17 protein-coding genes and 3 pseudogenes are annotated in these 25,258 nt (G+C 64.7%); 10 read left to right on the top strand and 10 right to left on the bottom strand.

Features of this window, described 5'->3' with window-relative positions:
* Position 1: 1 nt before the first annotated feature.
* The 5 genes from alaS to OW521_RS22475 form a co-directional block, all read right to left on the bottom strand.
* Positions 2-2,680 carry an alanine--tRNA ligase gene (gene alaS / locus OW521_RS22455; protein WP_268021673.1) on the bottom strand — a complete coding sequence of 893 codons (2,679 nt, stop codon included), beginning with the start codon at positions 2,678-2,680 and terminating at the stop codon, positions 2-4.
* 120 nt (positions 2,681-2,800) lie between these two features.
* Positions 2,801-3,013 (bottom strand): hypothetical protein, encoded by a 213-nt coding sequence (locus OW521_RS22460; protein WP_268026060.1) that lies wholly within the window; start codon positions 3,011-3,013, stop codon positions 2,801-2,803.
* Between the two features lie 42 nt (positions 3,014-3,055).
* The gene (locus OW521_RS22465; protein WP_265981145.1) at positions 3,056-3,430 is read right to left on the bottom strand and encodes a DUF948 domain-containing protein; all 375 of its coding nucleotides are present in this window, start codon (positions 3,428-3,430) and stop codon (positions 3,056-3,058) included.
* 150 nt (positions 3,431-3,580) lie between these two features.
* Entirely contained in the window at positions 3,581-4,201 is a 621-nt protein-coding gene (gene rpsD, locus OW521_RS22470; RefSeq protein WP_028267147.1) for a 30S ribosomal protein S4, read from the bottom strand.
* Positions 4,202-4,371: 170 nt separating this feature from the next.
* Entirely contained in the window at positions 4,372-5,841 is a 1,470-nt protein-coding gene (locus tag OW521_RS22475; protein WP_268021674.1) for a replication-associated recombination protein A, read from the bottom strand.
* Positions 5,842-5,882: 41 nt separating this feature from the next.
* On the opposite strand from OW521_RS22475, the gene OW521_RS22480 reads away from it, so the two are divergent.
* Positions 5,883-6,560 carry an acVLRF1 family peptidyl-tRNA hydrolase gene (locus tag OW521_RS22480; protein WP_268021675.1) on the top strand — a complete coding sequence of 226 codons (678 nt, stop codon included), beginning with the start codon at positions 5,883-5,885 and terminating at the stop codon, positions 6,558-6,560.
* Here the strand turns inward: OW521_RS22480 and OW521_RS22485 are convergent.
* On the bottom strand, positions 6,544-7,719 hold the full coding sequence (locus OW521_RS22485; RefSeq protein ID WP_268021676.1) for a helix-turn-helix domain-containing protein: 1,176 nt from the start codon (positions 7,717-7,719) through the stop codon (positions 6,544-6,546). The genes OW521_RS22480 and OW521_RS22485 overlap by 17 nt on opposite strands.
* A 179-nt stretch (positions 7,720-7,898) precedes the next feature.
* Here OW521_RS22485 and OW521_RS22490 point away from each other — a divergent pair, with 179 nt between their 5' ends.
* From OW521_RS22490 to OW521_RS22515, 6 genes and pseudogenes are all read left to right on the top strand, one after another.
* Positions 7,899-9,392 carry an amino acid permease gene (locus OW521_RS22490; RefSeq protein WP_268021677.1) on the top strand — a complete coding sequence of 498 codons (1,494 nt, stop codon included), beginning with the start codon at positions 7,899-7,901 and terminating at the stop codon, positions 9,390-9,392.
* On the top strand, positions 9,389-10,663 hold the full coding sequence (locus OW521_RS22495; RefSeq protein WP_268021678.1) for a M20 family metallo-hydrolase: 1,275 nt from the start codon (positions 9,389-9,391) through the stop codon (positions 10,661-10,663). Before OW521_RS22490 ends, OW521_RS22495 begins: the two co-directional genes overlap by 4 nt.
* A complete protein-coding gene (locus OW521_RS22500; protein ID WP_268021679.1) occupies positions 10,660-11,484 on the top strand; it encodes a nitrilase-related carbon-nitrogen hydrolase in 825 nt (274 codons plus the stop codon). The genes OW521_RS22495 and OW521_RS22500 overlap by 4 nt, the downstream gene beginning before the upstream one ends.
* An 8-nt stretch (positions 11,485-11,492) precedes the next feature.
* Positions 11,493-13,204: pseudogene (locus tag OW521_RS22505) on the top strand (flavin monoamine oxidase family protein).
* 209 nt (positions 13,205-13,413) lie between these two features.
* Positions 13,414-13,617 (top strand): hypothetical protein, encoded by a 204-nt coding sequence (locus OW521_RS22510; protein ID WP_268021680.1) that lies wholly within the window; start codon positions 13,414-13,416, stop codon positions 13,615-13,617.
* A gap of 22 nt (positions 13,618-13,639) precedes the next feature.
* Positions 13,640-15,124: a DUF222 domain-containing protein gene (locus OW521_RS22515; RefSeq protein ID WP_442781191.1), complete on the top strand. Its 1,485-nt coding sequence runs from the start codon at positions 13,640-13,642 to the stop codon at positions 15,122-15,124.
* A gap of 212 nt (positions 15,125-15,336) precedes the next feature.
* Here the strand turns inward: OW521_RS22515 and OW521_RS24475 are convergent.
* The 3 genes and pseudogenes from OW521_RS24475 to hisS form a co-directional block, all read right to left on the bottom strand.
* A pseudogene (locus OW521_RS24475) lies at positions 15,337-15,984 on the bottom strand (GNAT family N-acetyltransferase); the annotation flags it as partial.
* A gap of 84 nt (positions 15,985-16,068) precedes the next feature.
* Positions 16,069-17,850, bottom strand: a complete 1,782-nt coding sequence (aspS, locus tag OW521_RS22525; protein WP_268021681.1) for an aspartate--tRNA ligase — start codon at positions 17,848-17,850, stop codon at positions 16,069-16,071.
* Positions 17,851-17,995: 145 nt separating this feature from the next.
* A pseudogene (gene hisS, locus OW521_RS22530) lies at positions 17,996-19,347 on the bottom strand (histidine--tRNA ligase).
* 208 nt (positions 19,348-19,555) lie between these two features.
* Between hisS and OW521_RS22535 the strand changes: the two are divergent.
* From OW521_RS22535 to OW521_RS22545, 3 genes are all read left to right on the top strand, one after another.
* The gene (locus tag OW521_RS22535) at positions 19,556-20,371 is read left to right on the top strand and encodes a peptidylprolyl isomerase (protein WP_268021682.1); all 816 of its coding nucleotides are present in this window, start codon (positions 19,556-19,558) and stop codon (positions 20,369-20,371) included.
* Between the two features lie 65 nt (positions 20,372-20,436).
* Positions 20,437-22,086, top strand: coding sequence for a DUF349 domain-containing protein (locus OW521_RS22540; protein ID WP_268021683.1), 1,650 nt, complete (start codon positions 20,437-20,439; stop codon positions 22,084-22,086).
* Positions 22,087-22,175: 89 nt separating this feature from the next.
* Positions 22,176-22,805 carry a type IV toxin-antitoxin system AbiEi family antitoxin gene (locus tag OW521_RS22545; protein ID WP_268021684.1) on the top strand — a complete coding sequence of 210 codons (630 nt, stop codon included), beginning with the start codon at positions 22,176-22,178 and terminating at the stop codon, positions 22,803-22,805.
* An 11-nt stretch (positions 22,806-22,816) separates the two neighbouring features.
* Here OW521_RS22545 and OW521_RS22550 read toward each other — a convergent pair whose 3' ends face one another.
* Positions 22,817-25,210 carry a RelA/SpoT family protein gene (locus OW521_RS22550; protein WP_326493989.1) on the bottom strand — a complete coding sequence of 798 codons (2,394 nt, stop codon included), beginning with the start codon at positions 25,208-25,210 and terminating at the stop codon, positions 22,817-22,819.
* Positions 25,211-25,258 lie beyond the last annotated feature (48 nt).

Below are 25,258 nucleotides of genomic sequence, written 5' to 3' on the forward strand. Positions count from 1 at the left end.
ATCAGCGCTTGGCGATCGCGTCCACAACGGCCGCAAGGGCCGGTGCGATCTTCGCAGCGTCGGTTCCGCCGCCTTGGGCGACATCGTCCTTGCCGCCGCCGCCGCCACCGAGGATTCCTGCCGCCACCCGGACCAGGGCGCCCGCCTTCACGCCCGCGTCACGGGCGGCCTCGTTGGTGGCCACGATGATGACGGGACGGTCGTTGCTGACACCTGCCACAGCCACGGTGGAAGCGTCGGAGCCGAGCCGGTTGCGCAGATCCATGGCGAGGCTGCGGAGGTCGTCCGCTCCCCCGACCTGGCCGGCGTCGTGCGCTACAACCCGGACGCCTGCGGCGTACTGTGCTGTGGCAACGAGATTGGCCGCGGCCGCGGTCAGCTGCTCCTTGCGGAGGCGGTCCAGTTCCTTCTCGGTCGACTTGAGTTTGGCCAAGGTGCTGGAGATCCGATCTGCCAGCTGGCCCGAAGGGACCTTGAGCATCTCTGTGAGCTCGGTGACCAAGGCACGCTCGGCCGCGAGGTGCCGGAAGGCGTCAAGGCCTACAAAGGCTTCCACGCGGCGGTTTCCCGAACCGACGGACTGTTCGCCGAGGAGCGAGAGGCTGCCGATGAGGGAGGTGTTGGCCACGTGGGTGCCACCGCAAAGCTCACGGGACCACGCGCCGTCGATCTCCACGACGCGGACTTCGCTTCCGTAGTTCTCGCCGAAAAGGGCCATGGCGCCGAGGGCCTTCGCCTCCGCGAGGCCCATGACCTTCGTGTCCACCTGGAAGTTGTTGCGGATGGCGATGTTCGAGACCTCTTCGATCTCGGACTTCGTGGCGGCGCTCAATCCTTCGCCCCAGGCGAAGTCGAAGCGCAGGTATCCGGCCTTGTTGAAAGAGCCACGCTGGGTGGCTTCCGGGCCGAGGATTTGATGCAGGGCAGCGTGGACGATGTGGGTGCCCGTGTGGGCCTGCTCAGCTGCATGGCGACGTTCGCGGTCGACGGCGGCGCGCACCAAGGCGTCCGAGGAGATCTCGCCTTCGCGGACGATCGCCTTGTGGACGCTGAGGCCCTTCACGGGGCGCTGGACGTCGAGGACCTCGACGACGAAGCCGTCGCCGGTGATGAGGCCCTTGTCGGCGGACTGGCCGCCGGCTTCGGCGTAGAACGGCGTCTCGTTGAGCACGAGTTCGATCTCGTCGCCCGTGGAAGCGTGGGCAACACGACGACCGGAGCTGACGATGCCGCGGACACGGGCCTCCCCTTCCAGCTCGGTGTAGCCGGTGAAGACGGTCTCGCCCTCGGCCAGGAGCTCCTGGAAGGCCGAGACATCGGCGTGTCCACCCTTCTTGGCCTTGGCATCTGCCTGGGCACGCTGACGCTGCTCCAGCATGAGGCTGCGGAATTCGGCTTCGTCAACCTTCAAGCCGGCTTCCTCAGCCATTTCGAGGGTGAGATCGATCGGGAACCCGTAGGTGTCGTGCAGGGCGAAGGCATCTTCGCCGGACAGTGGCCTGCCGGCAGCCTTGGAGAGCACCACGGCTTCTTCAAGGCGGGCGGTTCCGGAGGCGATGGTGCGCAGGAAGGCTTTTTCTTCGGCGTAGGCGATGCGGCTGATGCGGTCGAAGTCAGTCTCCACCACCGGGTAGACCCCCTTCATGGCGTCGCGCGATGCCGGAAGCAATTGCGGGAGGCAAGCCTCTTCGACTCCGAGGAGGCGCATGGCGCGGACGGCCCGGCGGATGAGCCGACGCAAGACGTACCCGCGGCCTTCGTTGGACGGCGACACGCCATCGGAGATCAGCATGAGGGCCGAACGGATGTGGTCGGCAACAACGCGCATCCGGACATCGTCCGTGTGGTGGGGATCGTCAGCGGACTCGGCAGAGGTGTATTCCTTACCGGACAGCGCCGCGGCCCGGTCGATGACCGGACGGACCTGGTCTGTCTCGTACATGTTCTCGACGCCTTGCAGGATCATCGCGAGGCGCTCCATGCCGAGGCCGGTGTCGATGTTCTTCTTGGGCAGCTCCCCAGCGATGTCGAAGTCCACCTTCGATCGGACGTTCTCGATCTGGTACTGCATGAACACGAGGTTCCAGATTTCGACATAGCGGTTTTCGTCCGCGATGGGACCGCCTTCGGCGCCGTAGGCCGGGCCGCGGTCGTAGTAGATTTCCGAGCACGGACCAGCGGGACCAGGCTGCCCGGTGGACCAGTAGTTGTCAGCCTTCCCCATCCTCTGGATGCGTGAGGCAGGGATGCCGGTGTTCTTGAGCCAAAGATCCTGGGCTTCGTCGTCTTCCTCGTAGACGGTTACCCAGAGACGCTCAACGTCGAGCCCATAGCCGCCGTCGTCGACGCTCTTGGTGAGCAGTTCGAAGGCGAACTTGATGGCGTCTTCCTTGAAGTAGTCCCCGAAGGAGAAATTTCCGCACATCTGGAAGAACGTGCCGTGGCGGGCGGTCTTGCCCACTTCCTCGATGTCGCCGGTACGGATGCACTTCTGGACGCTCGTGGCGCGGTCGAAGGGCGGCTCCTCACGGGCGGTCAGGTAAGGAATGAAGGGAACCATGCCAGCCACAGTGAAGAGCAGGGAAGGGTCGCTGGATACGAGCGACGCCGAGGGGACGGCGGTATGGCCCTTGCTGACAAAAAAGTCCACCCAGCGTTTGGTGATCTCCTGCGACTTCATTAGCTGATTACTTACCCTTCTCAATTCACTGCACATGAGTTTGTGCGCAGCCCTGGCAGTTGCCATTGCCGCAGCTTCTAATTCTGCCTTGTTGACGGCCGCTTGGGCGAACCGCGGTGGCTATCGGGTGCCGGCGTCGGGCTCGTTGATGCCGAGTGCGGACCGGAGGTCGGCTTCCCGCTCATTCATTCCGGCGCGCACTGCGTCGGCGAAGTCATACACGCCATCAGCCAGCCGGGCTACGGCGCGATTCAGGCCGTCGGGACCGATATTGGCCTTCGCTTCGGTGATCTTGCGGAAGGCAATGATTCCGATTGCCACGCCGATCCCCATCCAGACGATTCTTTTCACAATGTTCCTGACTTACGAACGGGTTCAGCGGCTGCGGCGGCCACTGCTCGATTTGCGGCGGTTGGAAAAAGCCGTACGCACTCCGTAGCTGAATGCGGCCACCTTGATGAGCGGTGAACCGACAGTTGCGGCCACCAGGGAGGACAACGCGGAGATGTTGGCTGAGGCATCGGAAACGTTGGAGGTGATGCCATCCACCTTCTTCAGCTGCTGGTTGGTCGTGGAGACCGTTGCAGTGACTTCATCCATCAGGGGCGTCGCTCCGTCGCTCAGCGAGCGGATGGAGGTGCGGACTTCGTCAAAGACCCGCCCAAGTTTGAGGATCGGGACAGCCAGCAGCAACACAAGGAGCGCAAAGACTCCGGCCGCGATCAGGCCTGCAATATCGCCACCAGTCATGGACACTCATCTCCTAGCATTTGTTGCGTTGCGGTGGGCGCGCCGTGCGGCTCCGCACGGACGGTCCCCGGCTTGGCTTCCCCAAGTACCTTACATACAAAGAAGCCCGCGGCGCGTGCCACGGGCTTCTTTGTATGCGCTTGCTGGAATTTAGCGAGCGTAGAATTCGACGACGAGCTGCTCTTCGCAGGTCACGGGGACCTCGGAGCGCTTCGGACGACGAACCAGGCGTGCCTGCAGGGCGTCAATCTTGACGTCCAGGTAAGCCGGAACGACGTTCAGAACGTGTGCGCCGGCAGCTGCAACCTGGAACGGAGCCATGACTTCGCTGCGGCTGTGAACGTGGATGAGCTGGCCTTCGGCAACGCGGAACGACGGGCGGTCCACGCGGATACCGTCAACGAGGATGTGGCGGTGCACAACCAGCTGGCGGGCCTGGGCGATGGTGCGGGCGAAGCCGGCACGCAGCACGAGGGCGTCGAGACGCATTTCGAGCAGTTCGATCAGGTTTTCACCGGTCAGGCCCTTGGTGCGACGTGCTTCTTCGAAGGCACGGGTCATCTGGGCTTCGCGGATGCCGTACTGGGCGCGCAGACGCTGCTTTTCGCGCAGACGTACGGCGTAGTCGGAGTCCTGCTTCTTGCGGGCACGGCCATGCTCACCGGGGCCGTACGGGCGGCGCTCCATGTACTTGGCGGCCTTGGGGGTCAGAGCGATGCCGAGTGCACGCGAAAGGCGTGCGGTACGGCGAGCACGAGTGTTGTTAGCCACTTGTGTCCTTCCAATATCTGCGGTGTGTCAGTGTTACTGGCCTCCATGAGGGAGAGCATCGGCCAACCGCTGCCTTTTGCTACGGGGCGCAGGGCACAGCATCAAAACGTGAATTTTGATGGAATGTGCGTCCGTGCCTTGCCAGACAAGCATCCATCGTACCATGAGGCTTACTTGCCTCGGATGATCCTGCGGAGCCGCTCGAGTCGGGGGGCAATGTCCCGTTCGGCACCGTTCCCGGTGGGTTCGTAGTAGTCCTTGCCCACCAGGTCATCCGGGGCGTATTGCTGGGTGGCCACGCCATGAGGGGCATCGTGGGCGTAGGTGTAGCCCTGGCCGTGGCCAAGCCCCTTCGCTCCTTGGTAATGGGCGTCCCGCAAGTGCGCCGGAATTCCGGTCCCCATCCCCGCTCGTACATCGGCAATGGCTTTGTTGATGCCCATGTAGGCGGCATTGGACTTTGGCGCTGTGGCCAGGTGCACCACGGCTTCGGCGAGGATGATACGGCCCTCGGGCATGCCGATCAGCTGCACTGCCTGGGCAGCGGCGACGGCGGTCTGAAGCGCGGTGGGATCGGCCATTCCGATGTCCTCGGCAGCGGAAATGACGATCCGGCGGGCCACGAAGCGAGGGTCTTCGCCGGCTTCGAGCATGCGGGCCAGGTAGTGGAGGGCCGCGTCGACGTCCGAGCCGCGGATCGATTTGATGAACGCACTGGCGACGTCGTAGTGCTGGTCCCCTGCCCGGTCGTACCGGACGGCGGCCACGTCCAGGGCCCGCTCCGTGTGGCGGAGTTCGACGACGACCGGAGCCTCGGGGGCGCCGTCACCCGCGAGCCCCTCCTCTTCGGAGGCGTCGCCGTCGTTGTTCCGGTCCCCGTAAGCGACGCCGGCGGCGGCCTCGAGCGCCGTCAGCGCGCGGCGCGCGTCTCCCCCGGACAAGCGGACCAAGTGCTCGAGGGCTTCCGGGCTGAGCTCCACCTTCCCTGCCAGGCCGCGGGCGTCGGCAACTGCCCGCTGCAGGAGACCTTCGATATCGGCGTCCGTGAGAGGTTTCAGGGTGAGCAACAATGACCGGGACAGCAGCGGCGAGACAACCGAGAAGGACGGGTTTTCAGTTGTAGCCGCGACCAGGACTACCCAGCGGTTCTCGACGCCGGGAAGCAGGGCGTCCTGTTGGGCTTTGTTGAAGCGGTGGATCTCATCAAGGAAGAGCACGGTTGTTGTCCGGTAAAGATCCCGCGCTGTCAGGGCATTCTCCATGACGAGCCGGACATCCTTGACCCCGGCGGTGATCGCCGACAATTCAACGAACTTCCTGCCGGGTCCGCGGGCGATGACGTGGGCAAGCGTCGTCTTGCCGGTACCCGGCGGTCCCCACAAGATGACCGAGCTTGGACCTGCGGGACCGGCGGCGTCGGCCCCGGCGGCAAGCTGCCGCAACGGAGACCCCTGGCCCAGCAAGTGCTGCTGTCCCACGACGTCGTCCAGTGTCCGGGGACGCATGCGGACGGCCAGAGGACTCCGCGGCGACGCTCGACGCGCTGTGCCTGCACGTCCATCGCCGGAACGGTTCGAATCGGCCGCCTGGCTGCCGTCGTCGTCGTCGCTGTCCGCGCCGGCACCAAAGAGATCTTCCACATGGATAGGCTACTCATGATTCCAGCGAAGGAGACATCGACGTGGAGATCCGGCCATCCGGCCCCAACGAAAAGCAACCCCCTCGGGCGGGGCGCACCGCCTTCATCCCTGGTTCCCGGTTGCCCGGTTGGGTGGAGCGCTTCGCCGCGAGCCATGGCGCGCTTCAGGAAGAGCCCGACGACGGCGGTACGCTTTTGCGGGCGGCGGATGGCGCCACGGCGCTGCTGAAAGCCCCTTGGCCCGTTGATGGAAGGCCCGGCAAGGGCACCAACACGCTGGAGCGTTTGGCATCGCTTGCTTCACAGGAAAGGCGGCTTGGGGTCATTCTGGTCCGCCGGGGAGGCTACGCGGTGGGTGTGGTGAGCGGCGGCAAAGTCTCTGCGTCCAAATCGGGTTCGCGCTATGTGCAGTCACGCTCGGCGGCAGGAGGATCCTCGCAGCAGCGCTTTGCCCGGCGTCGGGAGAACCAGGCCAACGCGCTGGCTGAGGCAGTGGCCGGTTATGCCGCCGGTGTGTTCGCCGGACAAAGTATTGAATATCTCGTTCTGGGCGGAGACGCCGCGCTTTCCTCCGCGGTCCTGGAGGAAAGGGCGTTGAAGGAGTACGCGTCGCGGAAACAATTGCCGTTTCTGGCAGTTGCCGATCCCAACGCAACTGTCCTTCGCAGGGCTGCGGCAGATGCGTGCGCCGTACGGATCGACGTCACGGATCCGCTGTAGCGGTTCGCAGCGCCAACACCGCCAACGCAAGATCGGTGGGGTTCTGGAGGTCCAGCCCGGTGTAGCGTTCGAACGCCGCCAACCGGTTCACCACTGTGTTCCGATGACAAAAGAGCTTGCGTGCCGTCTCCACCAGGCTGCCTGTCCCGAGGAACGTAGTGGCCGCTTCGAGGATGCGCGACCGTTCCTGCGGTGCACAGTCCTGCAGCTTGGGAAACACGAGTTGCCCCGGATCACAACCGAGCTGGGACAATCTGTGTCTGGTGATGGACAACCACCTGTCCCTGAGGGTGAAGACGCCAACGCTTCCCATAGGCAAATCGCGCATGACTTCGCGGGCGGCGGCAGCCGAGGTCCTCACACTGCCGAGCCCTTCAGCCAGTGGGGCCACTGCTACTGCCATGCCATCGAAGAGGACTGACTCGTCATAGGTGAGCGCGTCGCTAAGCTCGGCCTGGCCCTGCCCGCCCCGCTTGTGGATGACCAGGGTGTGGTGCTCTTGGTCGAAAGTAAAGAAGGCTTCTATCCTCCTAGTCCGGTGACGCAGGCGGCGTTGTACGCTCAGGCTGTCTTCCCTGCTGACCGCTGCTACAAGGAACCGTGCGCCGACGTCGACGCGTAGGGCTCCGGCGATCCGGGCAAGATCCGATTCCGACGGTTCACCGGGGGCCAATAGTTGCGAGAGGTACTGGTGATGCAGATCAGCGTTGGCCTGCTCGATATCCTCGAGTTCAGCGACGTACCGTGCTTGGACGCGTGAGGCAAATGTGTCCACCGTGCGCCAGACGAGTTCGGTCCTGCTGACAAGCAGCGCCGGATCCACCGCCAAGGCGGATGCGGACAACGCATCCCACACCACCGAAAAGTCCAACCTGATCGCGCGCACCAGGCTGTCCAAGGGGAGCCCTTGCCTGGCGCGGCGCTTGCCTAGCTCTGCGGCGATGGACTCGAGGGCGTCCATGTTGGTTCCTCCATCCCGCAGCACGCCGAGAATGGCCACCAAGGAATCATGGCTGCTCCGGCGAAGGTCCTCGATGGTGAGCCCGGACTCGCTGTACACCGGATCCTGGAGGATTCTCGCGATGAATGTATCCACCATGCCAGGGATCAGTTCCGACAACGCCGCAACCACGCCCCGCCATTTCGCATCGTCCGTCATGGCACCTCCACTGTCCTCCTTCATCATGCCTCCCCAAGAGGAAACGCCGCTTGTACCTTCGTACATTAATTGGCCCCGATCCGAGGTGATGTTGTCATTGGCCGCGCCGCCGTTGCTTGGGACGATCGATGTCAGCCATTTTTATGCGGCTCCCCAAATTTATAGGCCAGGAGTTTTCGATGACCACCAACATCCCTGTCGAGGAGCGGCCAACGGCTGTCCGCTCCGACGAACAGTCCGGATATAAGAAAGGCCTGTCCAACAGGCAGGTGCAGATGATCGGGATGGGCGGTGCCATCGGCACCGGCTTGTTCCTTGGCGCCGGAGGCCGGCTTGCTTTGGCCGGTCCTGTCCTTCCCGTTGTCTATGCGATCTGCGGCGTCTTCGCCTTCTTCGTCCTGCGAGCCCTGGGCGAGCTCGTCCTGCACCGTCCGTCGTCGGGCTCCTTCGTTTCCTACGCGAGGGAGTTCTTCGGCGAAAAGGCTGCCTATGTTTCGGGCTGGGTGTACGCGATCTCCTGGGCGCTCACGGCGATCGTGGACATCACCGCCATCGCGGTCTACTTCCACTACTGGACGGCCTTCAGCTCCGTTCCCCAGTGGGTCCTGGCTCTGGCTGCACTGGCGGTCGTGACCGGCGTGAACCTGATTTCCGTCAAGCTTTTCGGTGAACTCGAGTTCTGGTTCGCCATCATCAAGGTAGGTGCCTTGGTGGCCTTCCTGATCGTTGGCGGCATCTTCTTCGCCGGCAATTTCCCCGTCGCAGGCCACAGCCCCGGTTTCTCCCTGATCGCCGAAAACGGCGGCCTGCTGCCGAACGGGCTCCTGCCGGCCGTCATCATCGTCCAGGGCATCGTGTTCGCCTACGCCGGGATAGACCTGATCGGTGTCGCGGCCGGTGAAACAAAGAACCCGGCGAAGGTCATGCCGAAGGCTGTCAACGCGGTGATTTTTCGGATCGCTATCTTCTACGTCGGGTCTTCGGCGCTGCTGGCCCTGCTGCTTCCCTTCAACGCCTACAAGGCCGGCGAATCGCCGTTCGTGACCTTCTTTGCCGCCATTGGCGTCCCTGGTGCAGGCGATGTCATGAACTTCGTGGTGCTGACCGCGGCGTTGTCCAGCCTGAACGCGGGCCTGTATTCGACCGGACGTATCTACCGCTCCATGGCCCAGACCGGCACGGCGCCCAAGTTCATGGAACGGATGAGCCGAGGGGGTGTTCCCTACGGCGGAATCCTCTTCACCGCGGCCATCACCTTGCTGGGAGTGGGACTGAATGCCGTGGTTCCGGCCATGGCCTTCGAGATCGCACTCAACGCGACGGCGTTGGCCATCCTGTGTACCTGGGGAACCATCGTCCTGTGCCAGCTCAAGCTCTACAAGCTGTCCAGGAAGGGGCTCATGCTCCGGCCGGCGTTCCGGATGCTTGGCGCTCCACGGACGTCATACCTCACTTTGGCTTTTCTCGCCGGCGTCATGGTCCTTATGGTCTTCGACTTCCCCGTGGGGACATACACGGTTGTATCCCTTGCCATCATTGTTCCGGCACTCATCGCCGGATGGTTCGCCGTCCGCAAACGCGTGAGCGAACTGGCAATCATCAATCCCGGAAGCCATCTCCTTCCGGTCATCACATCCACTCCCAAGAACCAAACGGAAGGCTCCGCATCATGAGCACCCCTACTATCGGAGCGAACACAGGCGTCACCGCTGCTGAGGCCTTCCTCCGCGACTTCCGCAGCCTCTCCGCCATTGGCGAGACCCCAGGCCATGGCGTAGACCGGCAGGCAGCAACCACCGCCGACGCACAGGCCCGCACCTGGTTCACCTCCTTGGCTGCCCAGTACGGCTTCCGCACCGAAACGGACCAGGTAGGCAACATCTACGCCCTCCTGGAATGGACGCCCGGCGCGCCTTACGTCCTGGTTGGATCTCACCTGGACAGCCAGCCGACAGCCGGCAAGTACGACGGCGCCTATGGGGTGGCTGCCGCCCTGCACGCCGGGCGGCGCCTGGCCGAGTCCGCCGTTCCCGGGGAGAAGCCCAAGTACAACCTGGCCGTGGTGGACTGGTTCAACGAAGAGGGCTGCCGCTTCGCGCCTTCCATGATGGGAAGCTCCGTCTACACCGGAAAACTGCCGGCTGAAACCGCCCTCGCCATCACCGACGTCGATGGCGTCACCGTGCGCCAGGCGCTGTCCGCCATCGGGCAGCTTGGCAGCGGCAGCGGCCCCCAGGCGGCAGCCTACGCCGAGATCCACATTGAGCAGGGCCGGTCCCTCGAGGACTCCGGAACCACGATAGGCCTGGTTCACTCCTGCTGGGCCGCAGCCAAATACAGCGTCACCGTCCATGGCGAGCAAGCCCACACGGGTTCGGCCGTCATCGCCGACCGCAAGGATGCCCTCCTGGGCGCGTCTCGGATTGTGGTCCTGCTGCGCGAGATCGCAGACCACTTCCAGGGAGCTGTGCTGCACACCTCGGTGGGGCAGCTAACCGTCTACCCGAACTCGCCCGTGGTGGTTCCGTCCAAGGTGGAACTGGTCATGGACATGCGCACCGCAGACGAGGACGTGCTGGCCGCGGCCAAAACGCTGCTCCGTGCCGGCATCTCCCACATCGAGGTCGAAACCAACGTCTCGATCGATGTCGAGGAATCCCATGCCTGGGGCATCAACCCGTACCAGCCCGCCGGCGTCGAACTGGCCCGCGAGTGCGCCGACAAGCTGGAGCTAAGCAGTGCCCCCGTTTTCACCCTGGCCGGCCACGACTCGATCAACATGAAGGACATCGTTCCCACGGTCATGCTGTTTGTCCCCAGCGTGGACGGCATCTCACACAACGAGCGCGAGTTCACACACGACGACGACGCCTGCGCCGGAGTGGACATGCTCACCGAAGTGGTGGCCCGCCTCTGCCGTGGAGACCTGGACGGGGCGAAATGACACCGGCGCACGAGCCTGATGTGCGTGTTGCCGTCCTTCAGGCTACCGGCCTCGTTGGTTCGCCGGCCGAAAACCTCCGGCGCATCGCAGCCCGGGCGCAGGAGGCCCGGCAACGCGGCGCAGAGCTCCTGGTCACCCCGGAGCTGTTCACCAGCGGCTATGCACCAACCGCGGTCCACGGCACCGACGGCACCGCGCAGCGCGAGCAGCTCGCCGCCATCGCCGTCGAACACGGCATCGCACTGGCGGCCTCCACCGTGGAACATGAGGACGGCAGGCGCTACATCAGCGCCTCCCTGTTTGGCCCCGACGGCACGGAACTGGCCCGCTACCGCAAGCAGAACCTGTTCGGCACCGACGAGAACTCTGTGTTCACGCCCGGAAGCGAGGCGCCCGCCGTCGTGGACTTCAAGGGTGTCAAGATCGCCCTGGGCATTTGCTTCGACGTCGAGTTCCCCGAGTTCGTGCGGTCCACCGCCCTGGCGGGCGCCGAGTTGCTGTGCGTGCCGACGGCGGTACCGCTGCGGGCCGGGGACGACGCTGGCGAGCAGCCCTTCGACACACGGCTGATCCCCTCCATGGTGGTCCCCACCCGCGCTCTCGAAAGCCAGATCTTCATCGCGTACGCCAACCATGCCGGCCCGGACTTCGCAGGGTTGAGCACCGTCGCCGACCCGTATGGGCGGCGGCTGGCGACGGCATCCGGCGAAGGTGAGCTGATCCTCGCCGACGTGGACCTCGCGGTCCTTGCCCAGGCTCGCCGGGACACCGACTACCTGGCCCGCTTCATGACCAACGAACCTACCGCAACAAACCACTAAGGACACCAGTGACCATCGCAGCCACAAGCACTCCGACTGCACCCGCGACCACAACCGCGGCCGCTCCCATCACCATGCTCAACCCGGACTTCCCGTTCCCCTATGACGACTTCCTCGCACACCCTGCAGGGATCGGCAGCGTCCCCGAAGCCATGCACGGCACCGAAGTGGCAGTCGTCGGCGCGGGCCTTTCCGGACTTGTTGCCGCCTACGAACTCATGAAGATGGGCCTCAAGCCTGTCATTTACGAATCCTCCAGGATCGGCGGCCGCCTCCGCGGCGGGACCCAGCCGGGACAGTCCGGCCCCGTGGCGGACCTCGGCGGCATGCGCTTCCCGCGGTCGGGACGGTCCTTCTTCCACTACGCCGACAAGGTCGGGATCCAGACCCAGCCGTTCCCCAACCCGCTCACCCCGGCAGCGGGCAGCACGGTGATCGAACTCGGCGGACAGGCGCACTACGCCGAGACCGCCGCGGATCTTCCACAGTTCTTTGCCGACGTCGCTGCCGCGTGGGACGACTGCCTCGAGGAACGTGCCCACTTCACGGCGATGCAGGAAGCCATCCGCAACCGCGACCTGGCCACCATCAAGAAACTCTGGAACGAGTTGGTCCCGAAGTTCGACGACGTCTCCTTCTCCGGCTACCTCGCCACCTCCAAGGCGTTCTCCGCCCTGCCGTTCGAATACCGGGAGGCCTTCGGCCAGGTCGGCTTCGGCACCGGCGGCTGGGACACCAACTTCCCGGATTCGTTCCTCGAAATCCTCCGCGTGGTCTACGTGGACGCCGACGCCGAGCAGCACCGGATCATCGGCGGCGCACAGCTTCTCCCGGAGCGGCTGTGGCTGCACGCGCCGGAGGGCCTGGCTCATTGGCCGGCCGGCACCTGCCTGGCATCGCTGCACGGGGGCCACCCCCTTGGGGCCGTGACTTCCGTACGACGGCTGGCCAACGACGACGGCACCCCGGGCGACATCGCAGTCACGGACCGCTGGGGACGAACTGCCGAATACCCGGCGGTTATCGCCACCTGCCAGAGCTGGCTGCTTTCGGCGCGCATCGGCGTCGACGAATCGCTCTTCAGCCACAAACTGTGGACCGCGATCGAACGCAGCCACTACATGCAGTCGTCCAAGACCTTCGTGGTGGTGGACCGGCCCTTCTGGAAGGACATCGACCCCGAAACCGGACGCCAGATCATGAGCACCACGCTTACGGACAGGCTCACCCGCGGAACCTACCTCCTGGACAACGGCCCGGACCAGCCAGCCCTGGTCTGCCTGTCCTACACGTGGAACGACGACGCCCTCAAGTGGCTCCCCTTGGATGCCGACGAACGGGTCCGGCTCATGCTGCACTCCCTCAAGCAGATCTACCCTACGGTGGACATTGCCTCGCACATCGTCGGCGATCCGATCACGGTCTCCTGGGAGGATGATCCCAACTTCATGGGCGCCTTCAGCGACAACCTCCCCGGCCACTACCGCTACCAGGAACGGCTCTACACCCACTTCATGCAAGAAGGTCACTTGCCGGAACACCGCGGCATCTTCCTCGCAGGAGACGACATCTCCTGGACCGGAGGCTGGGCCGACGGAGCCGTGACCACGGGCCTCAACGCGGTGTGGGGAGTCATGACGCAGCTCGGCGGCGGCACCCCGGGGACAACCCCGGCCCTGGCGACCGCTTCGAAGAACTGAAACCCTTCCGCCTCCCCTAGGCAGTCCTGGCGGTAACCGGACGGCTGAAACGATCGTGATCCTGGCGACGTTGCCGTTGCCGTTGCCGCGCCGCTGCTTATCTTGACGCTGGACGGATCCTTGGATGGCTGTACAACCACTCTCCGGGCGCCGGTCGGTGTCCGCGAGAGGTGCGCACCGGCCGAAGCGGCGGCACTTAATTGTCGGTGCCTCCTGCGATGCTGTGGGTATGGATGGAAGGACAGCCTGGACTGCGGACAGCAGGGCGGCCGTGGAGGCCATTGCCGCGTCCGTTGCTGTGCTTGCTGGCTTGAGCGGCGCCGGCGCGGTGCGCTCCGAGACGCCCGGCCTCGATTCCCCGCGGGACGCCGTTTTTCCCGCGGCACGCCGAGTCCCCGCCGGGCGCCTATCCGCTGCGGCGCCTGGCGGATGATTGCCTGGACGGCCTCGCCGAGGTGGCCCGGCTGGAAGCCAGGACCGCCGCGCTGAAAGCGACGCTCGCCGCGGACTACGTCCACGCGGCCAGGCTCCTGGCGGGGCCGGCGGCATCACCGCAGGAACGCACCGCCCAGGAGCTGGCCCTGCTCGCCGAGGTCGCCTGCGTCCTGACCGTCAGCGAACGAACCGCCGGCGCGCTCCTGTCCGAAAGCCAGGCACTGACCAAGGTGCTGCCGCGGACCCTGGCGGCCCTGCAGTCCGGGACGATCTCCTGGCAGCACGCCCGGATCATGGTCGAGGAAACCGGCGGCCTGGACCCCGCCGGGGCAGCCGCCCTGGAAGCGCACTTCCTGGACCCCGACGCACCCAACCCCGCCCGGGGGTGCCCGGCCGGGGACCTCGTCCCGTCCCGGTTCCGCACCAAGGCACGCACCTGGCGGGAACGCCACCACCCCGCCGGCCTCGAGGAACGCCACGCCGCACGAGCCCGGGACCGGCGCGTCGAATACCTCCCGGACCGTGACGGCATGGCATGGATCTCCGCCCACCTCCCGGCAGATACCGCCGCCGGGATCTGGGAACGGACCACCGCCGCCGCCCGCGCCCTCCAAGGCCCCCACGAGGCCCGCACCCTCGCCCAGCTCCGCGCCGACATCACCGCCACCTGGCTCCTCACCAACCACACCACCGGCGGGACAGTCACCGGCAGGACGGTCACCGGCGGCACGCGAGCGGGCGGGGCCGGACCAGGGCGGCAGGGAACGGGCGGGGCGGGGTGCGTCCCGTCCCCGAGGGCGCAGGTCCTGGTCACCGTCCCGGTCCTGTCCCTCCTGGGCGCCACCGAGGAACCGGCCATGCTGGACGGGTACGGGCCGATCCCGCCCTCCATGGCACGCCGCCTGATCACCGACGGCGCCGACTCCTTCCACCGCGTCCTGACCGACCCCCGCGACGGCGCGCCGCTGGAAATCGGACGGACCAGCTACCGCCTCACCAAGGCCCAGCGCCAATGGCTGAGGCTCCGCGACGGCAAATGCCCCTTCCCCGGCTGCAACAACCACTCCCTGGACAACGACGCCGACCACCTCCTGGCCTGGGCCGAGGGAGGCACCACCGGCATCTCCAACCTGGGCCAGCCCTGCCCCAAACACCACCGCCTCAAACACCGGACCGCATGGACACCCACCACCGCCAGCAAGAACCACCCGCCCGGGTGGACCTCACCCTCACAACGGCACTACCCCAGCGAACACCAGGACTGGGAACCACCCCGCTGGCCACACCATGTCCCGATCACGGAGACGGACACGGACTCGGACACACGCCCGGACCAAGAAGTGCCCGCACATCCCGAACCGGAACTGCCCCCGGATCCCCTACCGGACTGGCACTCCTTCACAGCCGCACACCCATGGCCCCACGCCGACGCCCACGACACGGACGATCCCCGCCGGCCCGCGCCCCCGAACAACCCCTCAGGTGCCGTGTTCCAAGGCACCTGATCGCCAACACCTTCACCCCGCGGACACAGGTCCGCCGCCTCTGAATGCCCCCATGACGGCGCAGCGTCGCCACCCCTCCTAGCAGCCTGACAACGCCCGCTGGGGCCGTGCCTGCCGGTAGAGGTACCTGCCGTGCACTGCGAAGCCGGCGCCTCGTACAGAGCCTGGGCGCCGGTATTCGAGGCCATCACCAGTAGCCAGAACTCCGACACTCCTCGGCGACTGCCAGCCGTAAGAAGCGCGTCGACGATCTGCCGCCCGAAGCCACGGCGGCGGTGCTTAGCCGTGGTGGCCATGCAATAGATACCACCCCTGCCTTCCACCAGGGCGAGGCGTCCGACGGCGGCCGTGGCGCCGTCGTCGTCCCTCACGAGAGCGTAGAGGGAGGGGCAGGACGAAAGGATGCTCCGCGCAATCTCCAGCCCGGTGTCTCCCCCGCGCCCGTCCACCGACCACCACAACCGGAACCACTCTTCGGACGGCTCGTCGGAGATCTCGACGCCGGCAGCCGGGTGACCGTGTCGGGTCCCGGAAAGCTCGCCGCCCGGCCGGACCATGATGAGCGTTTCAGACTGGCGGGTGAATCGTTGCGCATCAAGCACCGCGTTCAGGCCGGTGCTGCGTTCGTCTTCGAAAATCTGGAAGATCAGCGGGAGGCGCCGGGAGCGATACCACTGGGTCGCCGCCCGGACTGCCGATTCATGGTCATCGGCCTGCTCCCTCGGCCAGACCGAGTTTGCCCGCTGCGTGACGCCACCTGCGGCACGCATGACCCATCCGCCCGTGTCCTCACGATCCGGGGCCGGCCATGCCCGGTCCATCAGCTCCTCTATCAACCCAAGCGTCATCTCCTGGGCCATGTGTCCTCCTCAAGGTCAATCGCCGTCATGATACGCCTAAGGCCTCCGCAGCTGCGGAGGCCTTAGGTCTACTACTACGGCTTGTTAGTCGGACTTGCCCTGCGGCTTGGCTTCAGGCTTGAAGTCGACTCCGGCTTCCTTGCGCTGCTGCGCCGTGATGGGCGCAGGAGCAGCGGTCAGGGGGTCGTAACCGCCGCCCGACTTCGGGAAAGCGATGACGTCGCGGATCGAGTCAACGCCGGCCAGCAGGGCCACGACGCGGTCCCAACCGAAGGCCATGCCGCCGTGCGGAGGCGCGCCGTACTTGAATCCCTCAAGAAGGAAGCCGAACTTGGTCTGCGCGTCTTCCTTGTCCAGGCCCATGAGCTCGAAAACGCGCTCCTGGACATCGGCCTCGTGGATACGGATGGATCCGCCGCCGATTTCGTTGCCGTTGCACACGATGTCGTAGGCGTAGGACAGGGCCGATTCCGGGTCCTTGTCGAACGAGTCCAGGTACTCGGGCTTCGGGGAAGTGAAGGCATGGTGCAGGGCCGTCCACTGGCCGCCACCCACCGCGACGTCGCCGGAAGCGACTGCCGCAGCAGCAGGTTCGAACATCGGGGCGTCCACGATCCAGACGAAGGCCCAATCCTTGGGGTCGATCAGGCCGGTGCGGTGGCCGATCTCAACGCGGGCAGCACCAAGCAGGGCGCGGGACGGGGACTTCTCTCCGGCGGCGAAGAAGATGCAATCGCCGGGCTTTGCGCCCACGGCGTCGGCCAGCCCGGCACGTTCGGTGTCCGTCAGGTTCTTGGCAACGGGACCCGTGAGCTCGCCGTCTTCCTTGAACAGAACGTAGGCAAGCCCCTTGGCGCCACGCTGCTTGGCCCATTCCTGCCAGGCGTCCAGTGCGCGGCGGGCCTGCGAGGCACCACCGGGCATGACGACCGCGCCAACGTAGGGAGCCTTGAAGACACCAAAGTTCGTGTCCTTGAAGAACTCCGTCAGTTCGGTGAGTTCCAGGCCGAAACGCAGGTCCGGCTTGTCTGAGCCGTACTTCGCCATGGCCTCGTGGTACGTCATGCGGCGGATCGGCGTCGGGATCTCGACCTCGATCAACTTCCACAATGCTTTGACGATGCTTTCGCCGAGCTCAATGATGTCGTCCTGGTCAACGAAGCTGGCTTCGATGTCGAGCTGGGTGAATTCCGGCTGGCGGTCCGCACGGAAGTCTTCGTCGCGGTAGCAACGGGCGATCTGGTAGTACTTTTCGAAACCGCCAACCTGGAGCAGCTGCTTGAAAAGCTGCGGCGACTGCGGAAGCGCGTACCAGGAACCCGGCGCCAAGCGCGCAGGAACAACGAAGTCACGGGCGCCTTCCGGCGTCGACCGCGTCAGGGTGGGGGTTTCGATCTCAACATAACCCTGCTTGTGAAGCAGTTCGCGGGCCACGCGGTTGGCCTCGGAACGCAGACGCAGGTTGTGGGCGGGGCCAGGGCGGCGCAGGTCGAGATAGCGGTGCTTGAGGCGCGCTTCCTCTCCGACCTCCACGTGCTCGTCGATCTGGAACGGCAACGGGTCCGAGGTGTTGAGGATCACCACTTTCTCGGCGATCACCTCGATCTCGCCAGTGGCGAGGTGCGGGTTCTCGTTGCCTTCGGGACGCTTGCTGACGGTGCCCACGATCTGCAGCACATATTCGTTGCGCAGGCCGTGGAAGACCTCTTCCTCGCGGACGACCACCTGGGCGACACCGGACGCGTCACGCAGATCGACGAAGGCCACGCCACCGTGATCGCGGCGGCGGCCTACCCAGCCTGCCAGGGTAACGGTCTGTCCAATGTGCTCGGAACGCAAGGATCCGAGGTCATGTGTGCGCAGCACAGCATTCCTTTCAACATGATTTTCAGCGGATCATGACAAAACGATCCCGTTCGAGTTTACCCGTATGGATGAATCGCCGCCCCATCACGCGCTGCCCCGACCAGTTGCGGCCGGCCGGTTACCGTCCGCGGGCGCCGGTTCGGGCTTAGCGGGTGGTGATGCGGACGTGGAGATCCTCGGCGGACGGCTCCCAGCTGGCGGGATCCGCATCCACCTGCTCTCCGGTGCGGATGTCCTTCACTTGGTGCTTGCCATCGTCGTCCGTGAACCAGACAAAAGGAATGCCGCGGCGATCGGCGAACTTGATCTGCTTGCCGAACTTTTCGGCCTTGGCCGCAACCTCGGTCGCGATCCCCCGCCCGCGCAGCTGGGCCGCGACGTCCTGGGCAGCGGACCAACTATCGTCGTTGTTCAGTGCCACCAGCACTGCCGTAGGAACCGAGCGGGACGCAGTCGCGAATTCCTGGCTCAGGATGCGGGATACGAGGCGGGTCACGCCGATCGAAAGCCCGACGCCGGGGAACTTGCGGTTGCCCTTGCTCGCGAGAGCGTCATAGCGGCCGCCGGAGCAAATGGAACCGAGCTGCTCGTGGCCCACCAGGACGGTTTCGACGACGGTTCCGGTGTAGTAGTCCAGGCCCCGGGCGATGCTGAGGTCGGCAACAACCTTGCCGGGGGCGCGCTGCACGGCGGCTTCGATGACTTGTTCAAGTTCGCTAAGGCCTTCTTCGAGCAGTACGTCCGTCACACCGAGAGCGCGGACCTGCGCCACAAAGGAGGTGTCCTCAGTGCGGATGCTTGCAAGCTTCAGGGCAAGAGCCGCCTGCTCATCCGTGGCGCCAAGCTCGGTCTTGAGCAGTTCGGCGACTTTCGCGTCGCCGATCTTCTCGAGCTTGTCGATGCTGCGAAGCACCCCGGCGGTGTCGGTGAGGCCGATACCGCGATAGAAGCCTTCAGCCAACTTGCGGTTGTTGATGCGCAGGCGGAAGTCCGGAATGGGAAGAGCGCTCAGCGCTTCGGCGATCACTAGGGCGATCTCGACGTCATAGCGGAACGGCAGTTCGCCGTCGCCCACAACATCAATGTCCGCCTGCGTGAACTCGCGGGCGCGACCTTCCTGGGGACGCTCCCCCGCCACACCTTCTGGATCTGGTAGCGGCGGAACGGAAAAGCGAGGTAGCCGGCATTTTCCACGACATAGCGGGCGAAAGGCACCGTCAGGTCGAAGTGGAGGGCCAAGGCATTGGGATCCGCCCTGTCCGTCTTTCCGCCCTCGCCGGCATCCTCATCTTCCTGCAGGCGACTCAGGCCGTATACCTCTTTGTCGATCTCGCCCTTGCGCAGGAGTTGGCCGACCGTCTCAACGGCACGGGTTTCGATGGAGGAGAAACCGTGAAGTTCGAAGGTCTTGCGCAAAGTGTCCAGCACATGCAATTCCACCAACCGCTCCTGGGGAAGCCACTCGGGGAATCCGGACAGGGAGGCAGTACGAGCCATGGTGGAATTTTCTCCTCAATGATTGCGTCGGCCGGACCTGCCTCAAAGAACCACGGGCCGATTCGGCTCAGGACGGGCTGGCGCCCAGCCAGTCATGCATAAACTATGTGCGGCAGCCAGTTTATGCTTTCGGCGCCTGCACATCTAATGCAGGCGCTTGGCTTGGGTTGCCTGCGATGGAAGCTCGTCCAGACAACCAGGAGGACTCTTGGCTATAAGGCCGCGGGACAACCGTGAAGCCAAACGGCGCATCAGGCAGATGGAAGCCAAGCGCGAGCTTCGGCGTGCCCAGGGCAAGCGGCGCCGTCGGGACAATGTGATCGCCGTCGGTGCGGCTGCCGCCGTACTGATCGCCGCCGTCGTACTTCAGCTCACCGTGTTCAACTCGAACCCGAGCGAGTCGGAGTTCGCAGCGGCGCAGGCCGGGCTCAGTTCGCCGTCGGCGTCGCCTTCCGCCACGGCCACAAACAGCGCGGGGACAAACAGTGCGGACATTCCCAAAGCGGATACCGCGGCAGGCAAAACTTTCACTGGCCAACTCAGCCTCAACGGCGGGATTGTCGGAGTCGAACTGTACGGCACCACGGCTCCCCAGGCCGCTGCCGTCTACAAATCCCTCACCGATGCGGGTTACTACAGCGGCCTCAAGTGCCCGCGACTGACCACTGCCGACAACTTCTCGGTGCTGCAGTGCGGTGCCAAGGGAGCGGACACCACTGACGACCCCAACTTCCACTGGGGACCGCTGGAGAACACGCCCGCCAACAACACCTATCCGGCCGGAACAATCGCCGTCGCGCGAACCGGAAACAACGCCTACGGCAACGGGCACCAATTCTTCATCGTGTACAAGGACACCGTCATTCCCCCGGATTCCGCCGGCGGCTACACGATCGTAGGCAAAGTGACGGGCGGCATGGACGTCGTGACGAAGATTGCCCAGGCGGGCATAAATCCGGGCAGCAGCGCCACGGACGGCGCCCCTGTGGCACCTGTCACGATAGACTCGTTTTCTCTGAAGTAAACAGCCCGGACAACGGTCCACGGCTTCTTACCTTAGTAATCCCTCCAAGCGAAAGACTTTTAGCGGTGACAGACAGTCAGAAATCCGACGAAACTGCAGTAGTGGCCAACGAAGAAGAAATCCAGGCACCGGCGGCGGCCGAGACCAGAGCTGAATCAGCTGCGCCGGTAGACGACGCAGCCGAGTCCTCGGCGGTAGCCGAGCAAGCCGGCGTCGAGCCCGCTGCTCCGGTAGCCGACGCGGCAGAGCCCGCTGCTCCGGTAGCCGACGCGGCAGAGCCCGCTGCCCCGGCAGCCGACGCGGCAGAGCCCGCTGCCCCGGTAGAGCCCGCTGCCAAGACTGCTTCTCCGACACCACGCCCGGCCCCCTCGCACGCACCATCTCCCGCAGCTTTTGCTGCCCGTCCGAAGGCCGCAGCGAGCGTGATTCCAGCCGCACCGGCTGCCCAGCCCACAGCTGTGTCGCTCGCGGAGGCCGCCAAGTGGGGGCGCGCGGAGGGTGACGGTCATGTCTTCCTGACCATCGACGGCGAAGAGCAGCCGGTGGGACAGTACCCAGGCGTGAGCACTGACGAGGCGTTGGCCTACTTCGCCCGGAAGTACGAGGACGTCGTCGCGCAGATCGTTTTGATGGAACACCGCGTGGAGTCCAAGGCCCCTGCCACGGACATGCAGAAGACGGTGGACCACCTGCGCGAGCAGCTCGCTGAGCGCAACATGGTGGGCGACATCCGCACCGCGGAAACCCGCTTGGACGCGTTGGCCGGACAGATTTCTGAACTGGAAAAGTCCGAGAAAGCCGCGCACGATGCCGCTCGCGCGGCCGAACTCGCTGCGCGCGAAGCGATCGTTGCAGAGGCCGAATCCATTGCGTCCCAGGATCCGTCCCAGGTCCAGTGGAAGACGTCCAGCGCCCGCATGAACGAACTCTTCGAAAGCTGGAAGACGGCTCAGAAGAACGGCATCCGGCTCGGGCGCAGCAACGAGGACGCCCTCTGGAAGCGGTTCCGCTCGGCCCGTACCGTGTTTGATCGCCACCGCCGCGCCTACTTCTCCCAGTTGGACAGCACCAACTCGGCCGCTAAGGTCGCGAAGGAACAGCTGATTGTCGAGGCCGAAGCCCTCTCCAGCTCGACGGACTGGGGATTTGCGGCCGGCGAATACCGCCGCCTCATGGACCAGTGGAAGGCTACGCCCCGCGCCAGCCGCAAGGACGATGACGCCCTCTGGTTGCGCTTCCGCGCCGCCCAGGACGTCTTCTTCAGCAACCGCCAAGCCGCCAACGATGAGATTGACCAGCAGTACACGGTCAACCTTGCCGTCAAGGAAGATCTGATCGCTGAGGCCCAGGCATTGCTGCCGATCACGGATCTGAACGCCGCGAAGAAGGCCCTTCAGTCCATCCGTGATCGTTGGGAAGAAGCCGGCAAGGTGCCGCGCGCCGACATGGGCAGGATTGAAGCCGGCCTGCGCAAGGTCGAGGACGCCGTCCGGGAAGCCGAAGACGACAAGTGGCGCCGGAGCAACCCGGAGACCAAAGCCCGCACCAACAGCGCCCTGTCGCAGCTTGAAGCTGCAATCGCCGGCCTGAGAGAAGATCTGGAGAAGGCTGAAAAGGCCGGAGACCAGCGCCGCATCAAGAACGCCCGTGAGGCCCTTGAGGCCCGCGAGGCTTGGCTTGACCAGATCCAGCGCTCGGCAAGCGACCTCGCCTAGGGCTATCTGAGCTGACAGGCCCTGTCCGGTTATCCACATAACAGGGACAGGGCCTGTTTTCGTTTCCGCAGCCACGCGATGATTGCTTAATGGCCTCTGGATTCCCTTCCCCGAAACAACAGGATTTCCTCGCCCAGGAATTATATGAGCCCAGCCCCCTGTTCACGTGGGCCGAGCTGCAATCAATGGCCGGCGACGGCGTGCTCACGCCGCTCTACGAGAAAAGCTTTACCCCTCCCGGACTCGCTGTCACGCCTCGGCTTCGCGCATGTGCAGCCGCCTCGGTGGTTCCGGATCGCATCCGCAGGAAAGTCATTGCGGGCCGGATGACTGCGGCCTGGATCTACGGTTGCGCCGATGCTCCAGAGAGGCTTTCGCTCCTGGTGGACGCGAAACACCGCATCTCGAGCGTGCGATCGGCCCGCGGCTGCATTTTGCACGAAGTCCGCTTGGGCCAACTGGATGTGGTCAGTATCGGCGGACTGCTGGTGACCAGTCCGCTCCGGACGGCCGTGGATGTGGCCATGCACGTCGAAGCCGACAGGGCCGTTCCTGCCCTGAGAATGCTGCTCTCCCGGGATGAACTCGGCGTCCGGTTGCGGCTCCTGACCCTCGCAGTGGAGGCCTCTCCGAGGGTCCCCCACAAGAAGGCTGCGTTGCGCAAGCTCGCTGCGCTATCGCTTCCGTCTGACGCATTCCCACCTGAGGCGGCCGCCTGAGTTCCTACAGTTCAGCTCCGCCGGCGATTTCCCGTGGTCCTGTAAACATCGAAGACGCCATCGATCTTGCGAACGGCACTGAGCACATGGTGCAAATACTTCGGATCTCCCATTTCGAAAGCGAAACGGGAGATGGCCACACGATCGCTGGAGGTGTGCACGGAAGCCGCCAGAATGTTGACGTGGTTCTCAGACAGCACGCGGGTGACATCCGAGAGCAACGACTTCCGGTCCAGTGCTTCCACCTGGATCTCAACCAGGAAGACGCTGGACTGGGTGGGAGCCCATTCAACTTCGACGATGCGGTCCGGTTGGTCACGGAGGTCCGAGACGTTCGTACAGTCCGTGCGGTGCACCGACACGCCCGAGCCCCTGGTTACGAAGCCCAGGATCGGATCAGGCGGGACAGGCGTACAACAGCGGGCGAGCTTGACCCAGACATCCCCGACTCCCCGGACGATGACTCCGGAGTCCGAGTACTTGGTCTTCTGAAGTTGCGAGGGGATGCTGACTTCGTCCAGGTCCTCGTCGGGTGTTTCATGGCCGCCAAGGTGCTCCATGAGCTTTTCCATGACGGACTGCGCCGAAGTGTGCCCATCACCAACGCCTGCGTAGAGACCCGAAATATCTACGTAGTGGAATTCCTCTGCCACCGTGGACAGGGCGTCATGCGTCATGAGGCGTTGCAGGGGCAGGTTCTGCTTGCGCATGGCGCGGGTCAGCTGGTCTTTGCCGCGCTCGATGGCCTCTTCGCGGCGTTCCTTGCTGAACCACTGCCGAATCTTGTTGCGGGCCCGTGCGCTCTTGACGAAATGCTGCCAGTCCTGGCTCGGACCTGCGCCCTCGGCCTTGGATGTGAAAATCTCCACCCAGTCGCCATGATTGAGCTCGCTATTGAGCGGCACCAGCTTGCCGTTGACACGCGCACCAATGGTCCGGTGACCCACCTCGGTATGGACTGCGTAAGCGAAGTCCACCGGCGTCGAGCCTGCGGGAAGGGCCATGACCTCGCCCTTTGGAGTAAAGACAAACACTTCGCGGGCATTAATCTCAAAACGCAGGGAATCCAGGAACTCGCCCGGATCCGACGTTTCCTGCTGCCAGTCGACCAATGAACGCAACCAGCCCATGTCGCCGTCCTTGGGGCTTCCGGGGCCTACAGCCGTCCGGTTGGGCTGGTCCTTGTACTTCCAGTGGGCCGCCACGCCATACTCGGCGCGTCGATGCATCTCATGCGTACGGATTTGGATCTCGACGGGCTTGCCGCCAGGCCCGATAACCGTGGTGTGCAAGGACTGGTACATGTTGAACTTCGGCATCGCAATGTAGTCCTTGAACCGCCCCGGCAGGGGGTTCCAGCGCGAATGCAGAGTGCCAAGGGCTGCGTAACAATCGCGGACCGAGTCCACCAGGACCCGTACGCCCATGAGGTCGTTGATGTCGTCGAAGTCTTTGTCCCGGACGATCATCTTTTGGTAGATCGAGTAATAGTGCTTGGGCCGGCCCGTGATGGTGGCCTTGATCCGGGCAACCCGGAGGTCCTCGGCAATCTGGTTGCGGATGACGCTCAAGCTCTTCTCGCGCTCCGGTGTGCGGTCCCCCACCATCCGGACAATCTCCTCGTACACCTTCGGGTACAAGGCGGCGAAGGAAAGGTCCTCGAGCTCCCACTTAATGGTGTTCATGCCCAAGCGGTGGGCCAGAGGGGCAAAGATCTCAAGCGTTTCGCGCGCCTTGCGGGCGGAAGATTCGGCGGAAACGAATCGCCACGTGCGCGCGTTGTGCAGGCGGTCCGCGAGCTTGATCATCAGCACGCGGATGTCCTTGGCCATGGCCACAACCATCTTGCGGACAGTCTCGGATTGCGCGGCCTCACCGAATTGAACCTTGTCCAATTTGGTGACACCGTCCACAAGCATTGCGACCTCGGGGCCGAAGTCACGGGTCAAGTCAGCGAGAGTGTACGGAGTGTCCTCCACTGTGTCGTGCAAGAGTGCAGCGGCCAGGGTGGTGCCGGTGAGCCCGAGTTCGGCCAGGATCGTGGCTACGGCCACTGGGTGGGTGATGTACGGATCACCGCTTTTGCGCTTCTGTCCTTGATGGCTGCGCTCTGCTACCGTGAAGGCCCGCTGGATAAGGTCGAGGTCTTCCTTGGGGTTGTTCGCCCTGACTGTCCGCAGGAGCGGCTCAAGGATGGGCGAATAGGTGCTCGCGCCGCGCCCCGTCAGCTTCGCCAGCCTGGAGCGCGTCCGTTCGCGCCGTCCGGGAAACGTCGGACGCACGCCTGGACTGTCCACGGGAACACCACCCGAGGTGCTGCCCGTAGCTGCAGAAGCGGTGCCGGGCACGGGGCTCAGGCCGTCCTCCCCGCCCGCCGGTGGCGCCGACGTCGTACGTTCCTCCACAAAAGCACCTCTCACGACTGACTTAATTCTCCCAGTCTATTCCGCCGG

Source organism: Arthrobacter sp. MMS18-M83 (assembly GCF_026683955.1).
Taxonomy (GTDB): domain Bacteria; phylum Actinomycetota; class Actinomycetes; order Actinomycetales; family Micrococcaceae; genus Arthrobacter.